Raw genomic sequence first — 15,003 nt, forward strand, 5'->3', positions numbered from 1 at the left:
CATGCCCTCGGAAAGGGGAAACCGTGCCGAAAGCCCGGTGGTTGCTCGCGGCGGGTCTCGCCTGCCTCGCCGTCGCCTGCCTGGCTTCTCCCTCGGCCGCGGCGACGCAGGTCGACAAGAAGCTGAGCTACACCTGCCCGTTTCCCCTGATCGGGGAACAGAAACTGGACGTGGAGGTGAAGGCGTCGTTCGACGTACCGTCCGCACCGGGCGGCACGCTCACGACGTCGGGCCTCGCGGTGTCGGTGGTCGTTCCGGACAAAGCCACGCGCGGCTTGGCGTTGGTCGGCGCAGCGAGCGTCGAAGGGACTGCCGCCGCAGAAGTAACGCTGGCCAACGGCTCCCTGACCCTCCCCGTGACCGTACCGCTCACCGTGGCGAAGACGACGCTGCCGCCGTCGGGTCCGTTCACCGCCCAAGCGACCGGCTCGGTACCGCCGATAGTGGTCCCGAACGCAGGCAAGACGACGATCACCCTCGGCGGTTTCAGCACCCGGCTGACCCCGAAGAAGGCCGACGGATCGTTCACCGGACTGGGCTCGTTCACCTCGGACTGCACACTCGACCCGGGACAGGATTCGGTCCTGCTGAGCTTCGACGTCGGCACCACGCAGAGCGGCTACCACTACAGCCTCACCGGCACGACGACGGTGAAGGCACTGGGAACGACGGTGCCGCTCAACGGTTCTTTCGCCGTCACCACGCAGCCGACTTTCAGCGACCGCCCGGCATTCGACCCGGCCCAAGCGGCGTTCAAGCTCTTCGGATTCGTGCCAGGAACCGCCGAACTGCGCTTCACGCCTGACGGCGAGCAAACCGGCTCGTTGGGCGACGGCGGTTTCGTGGCGCACACGAAGCTCGCGTTGGCCGTGCCGCAAGTGTCGCTGTTCGGCGTGCCCGTCGCGGACCAGAACTGCCGCGCGAGCGCCCCGATCCCGGTCGATTTGCGCACTGGCACCGGGTTCGCGTTGGCCGCCGGTGGCCCGGTGGCCGGGACGTATGCGATCCCGCCGTTGACTGACTGCGGTGCCTTCACCGGGTACCTCAGCTCGTTGTTTCAGGGGGAAGGGAACGCTTTCGCTGTCGCGTTGACGGCACGGTAGACCCCGGGGGATCGGGAAGCGGGGCACGGTGCTCGCCTAGGCGTTCGGGCGAGCGCCGTGTCCCGGCTGTGCGCGGGATGGGCTCCGGCGGGTGAGTGGCGTCAACGCGAGTCCGGTCACGAGAAACGCCGCTGCCAGGCTGAACCAGCCCACCTGGGTGCCGGTGCTCGCGAACCAGCCGAACAGGGACGGTGCGACGATCATGCTCAGGTCGAATCCCATGTTGTAGAAGCCCTGGTACCGGCCGAGCGCCGACTCGGGTGCCAGGTCGTAGAGAAAGCACCAGGAAGCGGTGCCGTACAGCACTTCTCCGCCGACGACGGCCAGCGCGATCCCGACGATCGCGGCGACAGCGATAGCACCGCGATCGGCGAGCGCCCCGACCGGAAACAGCACGGCGGCCGCGGCGAGGAGGAGGGCACCGAGCCGGGCTGCCCTGGCCGCCGTCGGCACATCGGTCACCCGGCGGCTCACCGGGATCTGGCAGACCACGATGCCGCCCGTCTGCACGACCAGCGCCACCGAGACCAGCCACAGCGGGACGTGCATCCGGCCGAGGACCCACAACGGCAACGCGATGGTGATCATCGACTCCGACAACGTCAGCACGCCGTTGGCGATCGTGAGCAGCACGAACCGGCGGTCCCGCAGCACGTTCGCCCGGCCCGCACCCGGCTCGTCCGCCCGCGCCGGGTCCGCCCGTTTCGGCGCGAGGTGCTTTCCGGCTGCCCGAACCAGCATTCCGGCGACCAAGAAAGTCATTGCCTCGACGGCAAAACTGACCCGGAACGCGACAATCGACCCGAATCCCAGCACCAGCGCACCAAGGCTGAGGCCGACGACCATCGCGACATTGCTCAGCGACTTCAGCACCGCCCGGTACGGCACCCGGTGTTCGGCATCGACGGCCCGCCCGATCAGCGCACCGATCACCGCCGCGCTGCCTCGGCCGCATGCCACCAGCACGCTCAGCAGAACGAGCGCCACCCAGCCCGGCGCGACGGTGAAGCTCAAGGTGGCTATGCCCATCAACCACACCAGCGCCGTGTAAACAGCATGTCCGTCGCGGCGATCGGCCAGCCATCCCGCCAGTGGCCCCGCCGCGATCCCCACGACCGCGGCGACACTCATGCCCGCCCCGTAGACCGGCGGAGACAGGCCAGCGTAGCGGATCAGGTAGATCGCCAGCGAGGAGTAGGACAGGCCGGTGCCGAGGTAAAGGATCGCCATCGAGACCGCAAAGAACCGTTCCTTCTTCCCCCTGAGTTCATCCAGCGAGAGGGCATCCCGCAAAGACTTCATGGAGTGACCGTAGGGGCGGATGAGCAGCCTCAACGCCGCTTCGGCGAAGTTTCGCGGACGACGAAGCAACGTACGCCGCTATATATCGTCCTAGGATATATGTGGACCATGGTGCGAAGCCGGCACGCAGCGGAGGCACGAGCATGATCGGCACCGAGACGAAGTACCGCGCCCTGGTCCGCGTCCTCCCGGCCTGGTACCGCGCCGACCGAGGCGACGAGATGGTCGGAGCCCTGCTCGACCTGCATGACGAGCAGGACCGCAAGGCGCTGTGGAGCGAACTGTGGGCGGTGCTGGCGCTGGGCGTACGCACCCGGTTGGCAGCCAGGGCGGCACCCGCCCGAACAGTTGCCCTCGGTGATCTCGTGCGGCAGGTCGCGCTCCTCGGCCTGCTCTGGGACGTGCTCAAATCGGCCTGCAACGTCAGCAACACGCTCTGGACGCTCCTCACCCTCTCGGGCCCCTACCCGAGCACCTTCCGCGCCGCGCTGACGTCGGACCTGATCACCGAGCTCATCCCGCTGGCCGCCGCGCTGATCCCGCTCGTCCTGCTGGTCGACGGCTGGCGCCGCCTGGCACGGGTCGCTGCCGTGACGATCCTGGCGGCCGGCGCGATCTGGTTCCTGGCCAAACATTCCAGCCCCGAAGCCGCCGCGTACTTCGCTCCGCAGTGGCTCCCGCTGGTGCTGTTGCTGCCAGCCTTCCACTCCGACGCCCCGCTGCCCCCGACGCGACCGTGGTGGTGGGCCATCGGCGGAAGCCTGCTCCTCGCGCCCGTCCTCGCGCTCAGGTTCGGGCTCCCCGGCGGCCTCGACCGGCTCACCGGGTTGTCCCCGCTCGTCTGGCTGTGCGCGATCGCCGGAGCCGGATACCTGCTGCTCCGGCTCCGCTCCGAACCACGCCCGGCCTGGACGTTCGCGCTGGCCCTGTGCATCGCGCTGGCGTTGGTCCAGAACCTGGTGCTGAAGAACGGCATCATTCCGTGCGACGAGATAGTGCTCGCGCAGGTTTGCTCAGCCGGGGTGATCGTGGTGGCATTGACCGTTGTGGGGATTCGCGATTACCGCCGGGCTGTCGTGAAGCGCTGAGGTCGGCGGAGTCCCTGCGACACCGCGGTGAGCGCACCTTCACCCCGGAAACCGAGCCGAAAGCCATTCGCCGATCTCCACCGCCGCCAGACTGGCCCCGGTAGGTTCGCCAGGCCGCAGCGGGCCGCCGAAATGGGTCCCTGGCACCTGACGATGCTCGACATCCTCAGCGCCCAACGCAGCGACCATCGCCTTCGCGTCGTCAGGGAAACAAGCCGCGTCTCCGGTGAGTTCCACAAACAGCGACGGGGTCCGCACGCCCGGCGCGCAGCGCAGGAACGAGGCATTGCTCGTGTTCGCCGACCAGGTCGACAGCCACGCTTCCGGGGTCACCAGCCGCGCGAAGCCGACCAGGCCGTAGTCGGTCAGGTCGGGGCGGCGGCCGAACAGCGAGCCGTACGGGCGCTCGTTCGGGTCCAGGGACAGGTCGACGAAACGCAGGTCGGCGTCGGTGCGGTAGATCGTCAGGATCTGGGGTGCCAGGGACGCTCGGCGGTCCGCGGGGTCCTGCGTGGTCTTGAACCGGGTGCGGGCTTCGGCGGCGACGGCGACGCGGGAGCGGGCTTCCGCGTCGATGCGCGCGATCCGGGCGGCTTGAGCTGTGCGGTAGCGCTCGATGAAGTCAGCGGAAAAAGCCGAAGACGACGGGGGAGGGGCGAAACCGTTGGCGGCCGAGAACGGATCTAGCTCTGGGAGCACGGACAGCGGATCCGACTCGTCGGCGACTGACGGGTCGATCAGCCGTTGCAGCAGCGCGCCTTGGCCGGGGTGCGGGGCGAGGAACACGGCGCCGTCCGGGGCGGGCAGGTCTGCGGACGCCAGGTCGACCGGTCGGCCGGACGGGGCGGCGGTGAGTCGTCGTTCTGGCGGCAGTCCTGCTTGCTGGTGGTAGAACGCGAACAGGGTGCCGCCGCCGGAGTGGCCTAGCGTGACCCGGGCGGAGAATCCCTTATCCCGCAGGAAAACCTGACCGGCGGCAACGTCTAGCAGGGCCTGTTCGTGGATCAGGTTCAGGTCGTTGTTCGGCGAGCGCGTGCCTTGCGTCCACACCGCGAAACCCCGTGCCACCAGTTCCGGGACGAGCACGTGGTGGGTCGTGTCCATCCGCGGATGCATGATCGACACGACGGTGTCGGCACCGGGCAGTGCACGCAGCACGCCGGAGACTTTCGCACCGTCTAATGTGGTCAGCTCGTGGGCGGAAGTGATGGTGCCAGAGGGGATTTCGGCGGTCTCAATGTACCGTCCAGCGCCGAGTCGCGCGGTCATCGTGCTTCCAGCCGCAGCGCGTCCTTGTCCCACTGCGTGATTTTCGCGTCCAGCAGGCCCGCAATGCTGCTGTACCACACGGCATGCCGACAGCCGGTGGCGCGGCGATCGATCACGATCGGACCCGGTGCGCTGAGTTTGAAATACGCGCCGAGCCGGTCGACGGTGACGGTGTCGGCTTGGGCCGCGACCGCCACGATCGGCTGGTTTTCGGGAACATCCAACAAGAACACGGCAGTCATCGCGCGGGCACCTCCGCCGCCGAAGACCGCTCGACGATGAGTTCCGCCTTGCGGACCAGCAGTGCGTCCATCGACGGCGCCGGGCCGGACACGACGTCGAGGAGGGCGTCGATGGTGAGGTTCGCGTCGAGGTCTTCCTGCGGCGTCACCGGACGCAGCGCCCGGGTGATCTCGACCATGTATCCGTTGGGATCGTGGGTGTAGATCGACTCGATGGTCTCGTGCTGGATCTGCATTTCGACCGGCCACTCGCTCGCGTCGAGCCGGCGGCGGTACTCCAGGAGGTGCTCCTCGCTGTCCACGTGGATCGCGAGGTGGCGCGAGCGGATGAAGAAGAGCGGCACGTCTTCGGCGAACTTCGCGTACACGTCGCCTTGCGGGCCGCCGTCGAACTGGTCCAGCCCGAAGTAGTAGAAGAACGCGAGCCGGTCGTTGTTGCCGATGTCGAAGAAGAAGTGGATGAAATCCGGGTGCTGCTCCGGGCCCCAGCCCGCGGCGCAGATCGAGTGCACCACGGGGAAACCGAGGGTGTCCCGGTAGAAGCGGACCGTCCCGGCCGGGTCGAACGTGGGGAAGGCGACGTGGTCGACGCCCTTCACCAGGTGTGTTTCGGACATGCTGGTTCTCCTTTCCGGCGGTATCAGACAGTGGCGCGGGCGCGCAGGAGACTGCCCGCGCCGTCGATCGAGACGTCGAGGCCGAGGCTGCGCAGAATGCTGTACGCGCCGGCGGTCGCGGCGGAGAGGACGGGAATCCCGAACTCCTGCTCGGCGGGCTCGATCAGGCTGAGCGAGGGCATCTGCACGCAGCAGCTGAGCACCAGAGCGTCCACATCGGACAGATCAAGCGACCGCGCGGCCGCCATCACCCGTTCGCCGGGGATGCAGCCGACCTCGTTGTTGTCGGACACTTCCAGCGCCCGCCAGCCGGCGATCTCGAACCCCTCGGCCTCGAGATAGTCCACGACCTGCTGGGCGAGCGGCTTCAGATACGGCGTCACCAAGGCGACCCGCCGGGCGCCGAGTGCGCGCAGACCTTCCGTCAGCGCACCGGCGCTGGACCGGACCAGGGCCTCGGACCCGCCGGTGGCGAGCTGTTCGGCGACGGCGGACTCGACCCGCCGGTGCTCGCCCGGGCCGCCGACCATGACGGCCACCAGGCACGCGTACAGGATCACCTCCGGCGAAGCGTCCGCGATCTCCATGACGCATCGCTCGCGCTGGGCGTTCATCGCCGCGAGGCCCGCCGGCGACACGGTGTGCATGCGCATCCGCGTCGAGTGGAACGAGAACTCCGCGGAGGGGTGCCTCGCGAGGAGGGCCGGCATCTCGGTCTCGACGGTGACGTTGCTGCTCGGTACGACGAGCCCGATCCGGTGGGTGCTCATGCGGGTCCCTTCACTTCCTTGCGTCTACGACGAGTATTCGACGCTCATGTAAAACAGTCAAGTCGTCCGCGCAGGCAGGGGGCGATGCGCACATCCCCTTGACTTTTTCTGCGCAAGCGTCGAATAATCGTCATTGTAGTCGAACCAGTGATCTGGGTCACCTAGGATCGTTCAGCTCAAGGGAGAGCGGAGCTCATGGCATACGTAATCGGAGTGGACGTCGGCGGCACGTTCACGGACGCCGTCCTCGACGACGGCGAGGGCCTGGTGCTCGCGGGCAAGACCGCCTCGACCCCGCCGGACTACTCGGACGGCGTGATGGACGTGCTCGGCGTGCTCGCGGAGCAGCTGGGCGTCCCGGTGGCGGAGATGCTGTCCCGCACCCACCACATCGCGCACGGCACCACCTCGTCGCTCAACGCGCTGGTGATGAACCAGGTCCCGGACATCGGCTTCCTGACGACCAAGGGCCACCGCGACTCGATCTACATCATGAACGTCGAGGGCCGCTACCTCGGGCGCGCGCCGGAGGAGCTGCAGAACCCGATCGGGCAGAGCAAATCGCACGGGCTGGTCCGCAAGCGCCACGCGCTGGAGGTCACCGAGCGGGTCGACCGCGACGGCCGGGTCGTCGTCCCGCTGAACGAGGACGAGGTCCGCGCCGCCGTGCGCGCCCTCGTCGCCGACGGCATCTCCGCGATCGCGGTGTCGCTGCTGTGGTCGTTCCGCAATCCCGCGCACGAACAGCGGATCCGGGAGATCGCGCACGAGATCGACCCCGGCCTGTTCGTCGCTATCTCCAGCGAGGTGTCCCCGCGCATCCGCGAGTTCGCGCGCAACGCGACCACCATCATGAGCACCCAGGTCGGCCCGGGCCTGCGCGACTACCTCGGCGAGCTGGAAAGCAAGCTGCGCAAGGAAAAGCTCGCCGGACCGCTGCTGGTGATGCAGAGCAACGGCGGGGCGGTCGCCGCGTCCGAGGCTCCGGGCAACGCGATCTCCACCGTCGGCTCGGTGCTCACCGGCGGCGTGGTCGGCGCGGTGTCGCTCGGCGAGCAGCTGGGCCACCGCAACATCATCGCCACCGACGCGGGCGGGACCACCTTCCTGGCCGGGCTCGTCGTCGACGGCGAACCGGTGCGGTCGTCGACCACGATCATCAACCACCATCCGATCAACGTGCCCACCCTCGAGGTGCACGCCATCGGCTCCGGCGGCGGCGCGATCGCGTGGATCGACGCGGGCGGCAATCTCCAGATCGGCCCGCACAGCGCGCAGGCGGTCCCCGGCCCGGCCTGCTACGGCAACGGCGGCACCGAGCCCACCAACACCGACGCGAACCTGGTGCTGGGCATCATCCCCGAACGCGGCCTGCTGGGCGGGCGGCGCGCGCTCGACGTCGGGCTGGCCCGCGACGCGATCCGCACCCGCATCGCCGAACCGCTCGGGCTGAGCGTCGAAGAAGCCGCCGCGGCGATCTACGAGGTGCAGAACGCGCAGACCGGCGACCTGCTGCGGAAGACGGTGGTCGAGGCCGGACACGACCCGCGCGACTTCATCGTGTACGCCTTCGGCGGTTCCGGTCCCGCGCACTGCGGCCGGTACGCGCAGGAGATCGGCGCCACGGATGTCGTGGTGCCGCTCGGCCAGGTCGCTTCCGCGTTCTCCGCGTACGGGCTCGCCTCGTCGGACATCGTGCTGGCCAAGGAACTTTCCGACCCGGCGGCGCTTCCGCTCGACCCGGTCCGCGTGCAGCGCAACTTCGAGGAGCTCGAGTCCGAGGTCCGCGAGATGCTCGAACGCCAGGGCATGCAGTTCTCGGCCGTCGAAATCGAGCGCGAGATCGACATGCGCTACACGATGCAGCTGGCCGAAGTGGCGACCCCGATCCCCAGCGGCGACCTGGCCGCCGAGGACGTGGCGAAGGCGGCGGATCTCTTCGAAGCCCGCTACGCCACGCTTTTCGGGCAGGACAGCGGATTCCGCGAGGCCGGCATCCAGGCCATCACCTACCGCGTCCGCGGCACCGGCGTCCTGCCGTTCTCGCCGACCCTGCCCGAACTCGAAAAGGCGGACTCCGCGGACGCGTCCCCGGCGCTCACCGGCACCCGGAAGGTGTGCCTCGGCGCGAGCCAGGGCTACGCCGACACCGCCATCTACGACTACACCAAGCTCCGCGCGGGCCACGTGCTGCGCGGTCCCGCGGTGATCGAGGTGCCCACCACCACCGTCGTGGTCCCGCACGGCACGACCGGGACCGTCGACCGGCTCGGCAACCTGCACATCGCTCTCGACCAGGCCTGAGCCCCAAGGAGAACTGGCATGACCGCACCGATCCCCGGCTCGGAAATCTTCTCCAGCCGCCCGCTCGACCCCGACGCGCTCAGCCGGGCCGTCGGCGGGACCGTCCCGCTGCACACCGTCACCCAGGACCAGATCGACGCCGTCGACCCGCTCACCTACGAGGTGATCCGGCACCGGCTGTGGTCGGTCACCGACGAGATGGGGGAGGCGCTCAAGCGCATGTCCGGTTCCCCGATCGTCACCGACGCCAACGACTTCGACTTCGCCGTCAGCGACGAGGTGGGCCAAGAGGTCCAGGTGGGCCTTTACAACACGATGCTGGTCGGGGCCGTCGACCTCGCGATCTACTGGACCCTGGAGCACCGCTCCGCCAACCCCGGCATCGCCGACGGCGACATGTTCCTGTGCAACGACCCCTGGGTCGGCGGCGGGCTGCACCAGAGCGACGTCATCGTGTACCAGCCGATTTTCCACGACGGCAAGCTCTTCGCGTGGACCAGCGCGATCTGCCACGAACCCGATCTGGGCGGTTCCGGCCTCGGCTCGTTCGACCCCGGGGCCAAGGACGTCTTCTCCGAATCGGTGCCGACGCCGCCGATCAAGGTGGTCCGCGACCGCGTCCTGCAGCGCGACGTCGCCGACGCCTGGACCCGCCGCTCGCGCGTCCCGATGCTCGTGGGCCTCGACCTGCGCGCCAAGATCGGGGCCAACACTGTCGGCCGCGACCGGCTCCTCGCGGTGATCGAGCAGTACGGCGCGGACACCGTCAAGGCCGTGATGAAGCGGATGATGAACGACTCCGAGGCGCGTTTGCGCACCAAGCTGCGCGGGCTGCCGGACGGCACCTGGAAGGCCACCGGTTACCAGGACCAGGCGTCGACCGGCGACCGCCGGCTGCACAAGATCACCGTCGCGATGACCAAATCGGACGATCGCCTGGTCTTCGATTTCACCGGCACCGACCCGCAGGCCGGCGTCATCAACTGCACCTACGCCGGGATGCGCGGCGGGGTCATGCTCGCCGTGCTGCCGGTGCTGGCCGGCGACATCCCGTGGGCCGCGGGCGGGCTGATGCGCTGCTTCGAGCTGATCTCCGAAGAGGGCACCATCAACAACGCCACCTTCCCCGCCGCGGTCAGCCGGGGCCCGATCGGACCTGCCTGGCTCACCGGGAACCTGATCGCCGAATGCCTCGCGCAGATGCTCGACCGCGACGTTGACCTCGGCAAGAGCGTCCAGGCCTCGTGCTGCGGGACGTGGGACACCGCGATCGTGGCCGGGCTGGACGAGCGCGGCGAGCAGCCGGCGCCGTTCCTGAACATCCTGATGGAGCCGATGGCGGGCGGCTACGGCGCGCGTCCGGTGGCCGACGGCATGGACACCGGCGGCCTGTTCTGCATTCCGATGGGCCGGATCCCGGACACCGAGATGACCGAATTCCTCTACCCGTTGCTGACGCTTTGGCGCCGGGAAGAACCCGACTCGGGCGGACCGGGGCGGATGCGCGGCGGGGTGAGCGCGTCGCTCGCCGTGACCCCGTACGGCAGCAGCTTGCCGATGGGGCTGGTGTTCGCGTCCGCGGGCAAGGCGGTCGCGCAGAACGGCGGCCTCGCGGGCGGTCTTCCCGGCAACACCGGTCTCGAGATCCTGGCGCGCGATTCCGGGGTGCAGGAACTGCTTTCGTCGGGCCAGCTGCCGGGTAACCTCGAAGAACTCAATGGCACCAAGGAAATCGGCGCTTGCTACGCGGAGAGCTACCTGGCTCCCGGCGAGGTGCTGTACATGCACTGGCAGGGCGGCGGAGGCTACGGCGATCCGCTGCGCCGCGATGCCGACGCGGTCGCCTGGGATGTGGCCAACGGCAAGGTGACCGCTGAAGGCGCCCGCACCAATTACGGCGTCGTGATCGCGAACGGCGAACTCGACGAGTCGGCCACCGCCGAGTTGCGCGCGAGCATGCTGGACGAGCGGCGCGACCGTTCCGAGACGCCGCTTTCCCAAGAGGCGACAGTGGATCTGCGCAACGCGCGCCGGATCGACGACAACCTGGCCGAGGTCACCATCGGCGAGGCCCGCGTGATCGCCTGTGCGCATTGCGGCCGGCTGCTGGGCGACACCAAATCCGGGAAGCTGGCGCTGGCCCGCTACGAGGGGCCGTCGAGCACGGCGGGACCGCAGGTGGTTTCGGCTCCGTCGGAGTACGTGGACGCCGAGGTCGTGTTCCGTCAGCAGTGCTGCCCGGGCTGCTGGTCGGCGGTCTACTCCGGCGTCGTTCCGGCCGACCACCCCGACCACGTCGGCGAACTGACCGCGCTGCTGACCGCCGCGCCGATCGACTGAGGAGCATTCAGTGACCGCATTCGACTGGGACGGGCGAGTGGTCCGGTACCCCGCCGATCGCGCCCGCCGCTACCGGGAGAGCGGCGAATGGAGCGACCTGCCGATCAGCGCGCGGCTGCACGAATCCGCGCTGCGGCAAGGCGATCGCCCCGCGCTCATTACCGCCGAAGGCGCCCTCACCTACCGCGAACTCGACGAGCGCACCGACCGGATCGCCGCCGGGCTGCGCAGCCTGGGCCTGCGCCGGCTCGACCCGGTGCTGTTCCAGTCGACCAACCGGACGGCGATCGTGCTCGCCTGGTACGGCTGTCTCAAGGCGGGCCTGGTGCCGGTGGCGACGCTGGCGCAGCACCGGATGCACGAGATCGGCCACATCAGCCGCAAGGTCGGCGCGGCGGCGCATCTGGTCGAGGCCGGGCTCGGGTTCGACCTGGTCGCGTTCGCCCGCCAGGTCGCCGAGGGACATCCGACGCTGCGCACCGTCCTCACGGTCGGCGCGGCGGAAGGAACGCACCGGATCGAGGACCTCGGCGCCGGGATCGATCCGGCGCGAGCACGGGCGTTCGTCGAAAGCGTCGAGGCGGAAACCGATCCGCAGGACGTCGCGGTGTTCCAATTGTCCGGCGGGACAACGGGAGTGCCGAAGGTGATCCCGCGGATCCACGCCGAGTACTGGAACAACGCGCTCCTGTACGCCCAGGCGCTGGGATGGGACGCCGACACCCGGCTCGCGCACCTCATCCCGGTCATCCACAACGCCGGCATCTCCTGCGCACTGCACGCCGCCCACTCGGTCGGCGCGACCCTGATCCTGGCCAACCCCGACCACGTCGCCGCGTTCGCGCTGATGGCGGAGCACGGCGTGACCGACGTCCTCATCGGGCACGGCCACTACCAGGCGCTTCGATCGGCCGAGTTCGACGCGGTCCTCCCCACGGTCCGGCGCACCGTGCTGTCCGGGGCGAAGGTCCCGCCGGACGTGTTCCGGCGCGTGGACGACGGCGAAACGCGGTGGGCGGGACAGATGTTCGGGATGTCCGAGGGGATGTTCCTGGCGAGCCGGGCCGGCGATCCGGAAGCCCTGCGCACGACGACCGTCGGCACGCCGATCGCGCCGTCGGACGAGGTCCGGATCCTCGAACCGGGCACCGAGACCGAAGTGCCGGACGGCGCGGTCGGCGAGTTGTGCTGCCGCGGTCCGTACACGATCCCGGGCTACTTCGACGCGCCCGAACACAACGCGGTCGCGTTCACCTCGGACGGCTTCTACCGCACCGGCGACCTCGCCGCGGTCCACGTCGTCGACGGCCGCCGGCACGTGTCGATCGAGGGCCGGATCAAGGACCTGATCAACCGCGGCGGCGAGAAGGTCAACGCCGAGGAGGTCGAGGTGCTGCTGATGAAGCACCCGGACGTCGCGATCGCCTCGGTGGTCGCGATGCCCGACGCGCGGCTGGGGGAGAAAGCCTGCGCGTTCCTGGTGTCCGCGACCGGGCAGACCCTGACGATGCCCGAGGTGCAGCGGCATCTGGACGGGCTCGGCGTGGCCAAGTTCAAGTGGCCCGAACGCCTGGTCTGGGTGCCGGAACTGCCGAAGACCAACGTCGGGAAGATCGACAAGAAGCGCCTCCGGGCCGATGCGGCGGCACCGCTCGCGGCCGGACCGACCCCGCGAGGAGCCGGAGCATGAAGCTCGACACCATCGCCGTCCTCGGCGGAGGGCCGGGCGGCCTCTACGCCGCCCGGCTGCTCAAACGCAGTCATCCCGGCGCCGAGGTGACGGTTTACGAACAAGGCGTGCCGGACAAGACCTTCGGATTCGGCGTCGGGCTGGCGTCGCGGACGCAACGGAATTTGCGGCTCGCCGACGAGGAATCGCTCGACAGCATCGTCGCTGCCTCGCACGGGCACGAGATGTCGATGCGCGTCGGCGACTCGGAGGTGCGTCTCGCGCACGGCGAACTGCTCGCCATCGGACGCGCGACCTTGTTGTCCGTACTGCAAAAGCACGCCGAAGCCGCCGGAGTGGAGCTGCGCTTCGGCGAGCGCCGGGCGGTGTCGGAGCTCGATGCCGACCTGATCGTCGCCGCCGACGGGATTTCGAGCGCGACCCGGACTGACCTGGCCGAGGAGTTCGGTCCGGAGATCGCCGAGGGCGAGGGCCTGTATCTCTGGTGCGGCACCGATTTCGCGCTGCCGCGGGCGATCTTCACCCCGGTCACTACCGAGCACGGCACCTTCGTCGCGCACGCCTATCCGTACGCCGCCGACCGCAGCACCTTCCTGATCGAAACCGACGAGCAGACGTGGCGGCGGGCGGGATTCGATGTTTCGACCCGCGAGACGCCCAACGGAGACAGCGACCAGCGCTCGCTTGGCTACCTCCAGGAAGCGTTTTCCGAGACCCTGCAAGGAAACCGGCTGATCGGCAATCGCACCAAATGGCTCCGGTTCCGCACGATCCGGTGCCGCCGTTGGCACACGCGCAACGTGGTGCTGCTCGGCGACGCCGCGCACACCGCGCATTACTCGATCGGTTCCGGGACGAAACTCGCCATGGAGGACGCGATCGCGCTTGACCGCGCGGTGCTCGCCGCCGGCGGCCTCGACGACGCCCTCGCCGCGTACGAGGCGGAGCGGCGGCCCGCCGTCGAACACCTGCAGTCCATCGCCGAACGCTCGATGGCGTGGTGGGACTCGTTCCCGGAGCGCCTGTCGATGCCGGTGGAGCAGCTGATGGTCGCGTACATGACGCGGGCCGGGAAGGTGCCCGTCGACCGGTTCGCGGAGTCCGCGCCGCAGGTCGCCGTCCCCGGTCTCGCCGCGTTCGGCGGGGTAGGGGCCGACGAGGTCCCGTGCCCGGCCTCGATCACGGAGTGGATCCTCGGCCGGCCCCTGACCGCGGGCGGGCGCCGGTTCCCCGGCCGCACCGCTCCGGAGGCGCTGCGCACCGCCGCCGGGACGCTGCCGGTCGAGATCTCGGTCCGGCCGTGGAGCCCTGAGGCGGCCGAACTGATCGCGGGTTTGCCGCCTGCGAGCGCGTACTGGCTGACCGGCCCCGGCGACCGCGAGGCGACCCTCGACCGGCTGGACCTCGGCGAGCGCATCCGCCGCGCGACCGGCGCGCTCCTGGTCGCGGACGTGCCCGCCGGGCTCCGGGCCGTCGCCGCGGGCGCGCTCGCCAGCGAGCGTGTCGATCTCGTAGCCTTCACCGGGTGATGGACTAGCCTTGGCCGCTATGACTTCCCCTGCCGCCGACCCGCCGCCCAAACGCCGGGGCCGCCCCAGCGTGCGGCGCGAACTCGTCGAACGGGAGATCAAGGAGAACGCCGCCCGGCTGTTCGCCGAGCGCGGGGTCGCCGGGACGACGCTGCAGGACATCGCCGACGCGACCGGCCTGACCCGCCAGGCGGTCTACCACTACGTGGCGAGCAAGGACGACCTGTTCGCCCAGCTGGTCAGCGAGATCGCCGACCAGCCCGCACAGCTGCTGCGCGAGATCAACGCGCTGGCGGACCTGAGCCCGACGGCGAAGCTGCGGCGCATGGCACAGACGCTGGCGCTGCACCAGATGGCGGACCCGGACCGGTTCCGGCTGATGATCCGGTCGGAATCCGATCTGCCCGAGCACCTCGCGAAGTCCTACCGGGCGAGCCGAAGGCGCGTGCTGAAGGAACTCGTCGAGGTGATCGACGGCGGCATCGCCGACGGAAGCTTCCGCAACGTCAACCCGCGCACCGCGGCGCTCGGCGTCATCGGCATGCTCAACTGGATCGCCTGGTGGCACCAGGAAGGCGGCGACGACCAGGAAACCGCCGACCAGCTCGCGGAGATGGCCGTGCGCACCGTCCGGAGCGACGACCGCGCACCGGAATCCCCGACGGTGGAAGGGATTCTCGCCAACGTCCGGCTTGAGCTGGATCTGGTCGAGCGGCTGGCCCGCCCGGACGAATCCGAGCGGGCGTAAG

At 69.5% G+C, this 15,003-nt stretch carries 12 protein-coding genes; 7 read left to right on the plus strand and 5 right to left on the minus strand.

The window, feature by feature from the left end; translation table 11 throughout:
* The first annotated feature begins 23 nt into the window (after positions 1 to 23).
* On the plus strand, positions 24 to 1,103 hold the full coding sequence (locus FKO37_RS19635) for a DUF6801 domain-containing protein (RefSeq protein ID WP_238605387.1): 1,080 nt from the start codon (positions 24 to 26) through the stop codon (positions 1,101 to 1,103).
* A 36-nt stretch (positions 1,104 to 1,139) separates the two neighbouring features.
* Here FKO37_RS19635 and FKO37_RS19640 read toward each other — a convergent pair whose 3' ends face one another.
* Entirely contained in the window at positions 1,140 to 2,405 is a 1,266-nt protein-coding gene (locus FKO37_RS19640) for an MFS transporter (RefSeq protein ID WP_238605388.1), read from the minus strand.
* 143 nt (positions 2,406 to 2,548) lie between these two features.
* Here FKO37_RS19640 and FKO37_RS19645 point away from each other — a divergent pair, with 143 nt between their 5' ends.
* Positions 2,549 to 3,493 (plus strand): hypothetical protein, encoded by a 945-nt coding sequence (locus FKO37_RS19645; RefSeq protein ID WP_238605389.1) that lies wholly within the window; start codon positions 2,549 to 2,551, stop codon positions 3,491 to 3,493.
* A gap of 39 nt (positions 3,494 to 3,532) precedes the next feature.
* Here the strand turns inward: FKO37_RS19645 and FKO37_RS19650 are convergent, their stop codons facing one another.
* Genes FKO37_RS19650 through FKO37_RS19665 form a run of 4 tightly spaced genes read right to left on the minus strand, consistent with a single transcriptional unit; the run spans position 3,533 to position 6,391 of the window.
* Complete coding sequence (locus FKO37_RS19650) at positions 3,533 to 4,762, minus strand: alpha/beta hydrolase (RefSeq protein WP_238605390.1); 1,230 nt, start codon at positions 4,760 to 4,762, stop codon at positions 3,533 to 3,535.
* Positions 4,759 to 5,004 (minus strand): hypothetical protein, encoded by a 246-nt coding sequence (locus FKO37_RS19655; RefSeq protein ID WP_238605391.1) that lies wholly within the window; start codon positions 5,002 to 5,004, stop codon positions 4,759 to 4,761. Before FKO37_RS19655 ends, FKO37_RS19650 begins: the two co-directional genes overlap by 4 nt.
* Positions 5,001 to 5,621 (minus strand): VOC family protein, encoded by a 621-nt coding sequence (locus tag FKO37_RS19660; protein WP_037812693.1) that lies wholly within the window; start codon positions 5,619 to 5,621, stop codon positions 5,001 to 5,003. Before FKO37_RS19660 ends, FKO37_RS19655 begins: the two co-directional genes overlap by 4 nt.
* Before the next feature lie 23 nt (positions 5,622 to 5,644).
* Positions 5,645 to 6,391: a maleate cis-trans isomerase gene (locus FKO37_RS19665; protein ID WP_037812690.1), complete on the minus strand. Its 747-nt coding sequence runs from the start codon at positions 6,389 to 6,391 to the stop codon at positions 5,645 to 5,647.
* A gap of 195 nt (positions 6,392 to 6,586) precedes the next feature.
* On the opposite strand from FKO37_RS19665, the gene FKO37_RS19670 reads away from it, so the two are divergent.
* The 5 genes from FKO37_RS19670 to FKO37_RS19690 are packed head-to-tail and all read left to right on the plus strand — an operon-like array spanning position 6,587 to position 15,002.
* On the plus strand, positions 6,587 to 8,695 hold the full coding sequence (locus FKO37_RS19670; protein ID WP_037812688.1) for a hydantoinase/oxoprolinase family protein: 2,109 nt from the start codon (positions 6,587 to 6,589) through the stop codon (positions 8,693 to 8,695).
* 18 nt (positions 8,696 to 8,713) lie between these two features.
* Positions 8,714 to 11,035 (plus strand): hydantoinase B/oxoprolinase family protein, encoded by a 2,322-nt coding sequence (locus FKO37_RS19675; RefSeq protein WP_238605392.1) that lies wholly within the window; start codon positions 8,714 to 8,716, stop codon positions 11,033 to 11,035.
* A gap of 10 nt (positions 11,036 to 11,045) precedes the next feature.
* Positions 11,046 to 12,725: a (2,3-dihydroxybenzoyl)adenylate synthase gene (locus FKO37_RS19680; RefSeq protein WP_238605393.1), complete on the plus strand. Its 1,680-nt coding sequence runs from the start codon at positions 11,046 to 11,048 to the stop codon at positions 12,723 to 12,725.
* Positions 12,722 to 14,254, plus strand: coding sequence for an FAD-dependent monooxygenase (locus FKO37_RS19685; protein ID WP_238605394.1), 1,533 nt, complete (start codon positions 12,722 to 12,724; stop codon positions 14,252 to 14,254). The genes FKO37_RS19680 and FKO37_RS19685 overlap by 4 nt, the downstream gene beginning before the upstream one ends.
* A gap of 19 nt (positions 14,255 to 14,273) precedes the next feature.
* Positions 14,274 to 15,002, plus strand: coding sequence for a TetR family transcriptional regulator (locus FKO37_RS19690; protein ID WP_238605395.1), 729 nt, complete (start codon positions 14,274 to 14,276; stop codon positions 15,000 to 15,002).
* Position 15,003: the final 1 nt, after the last annotated feature.

Source organism: Amycolatopsis sp. Poz14, from assembly GCF_006704225.1.
GTDB lineage: Bacteria > Actinomycetota > Actinomycetes > Mycobacteriales > Pseudonocardiaceae > Amycolatopsis > Amycolatopsis nivea.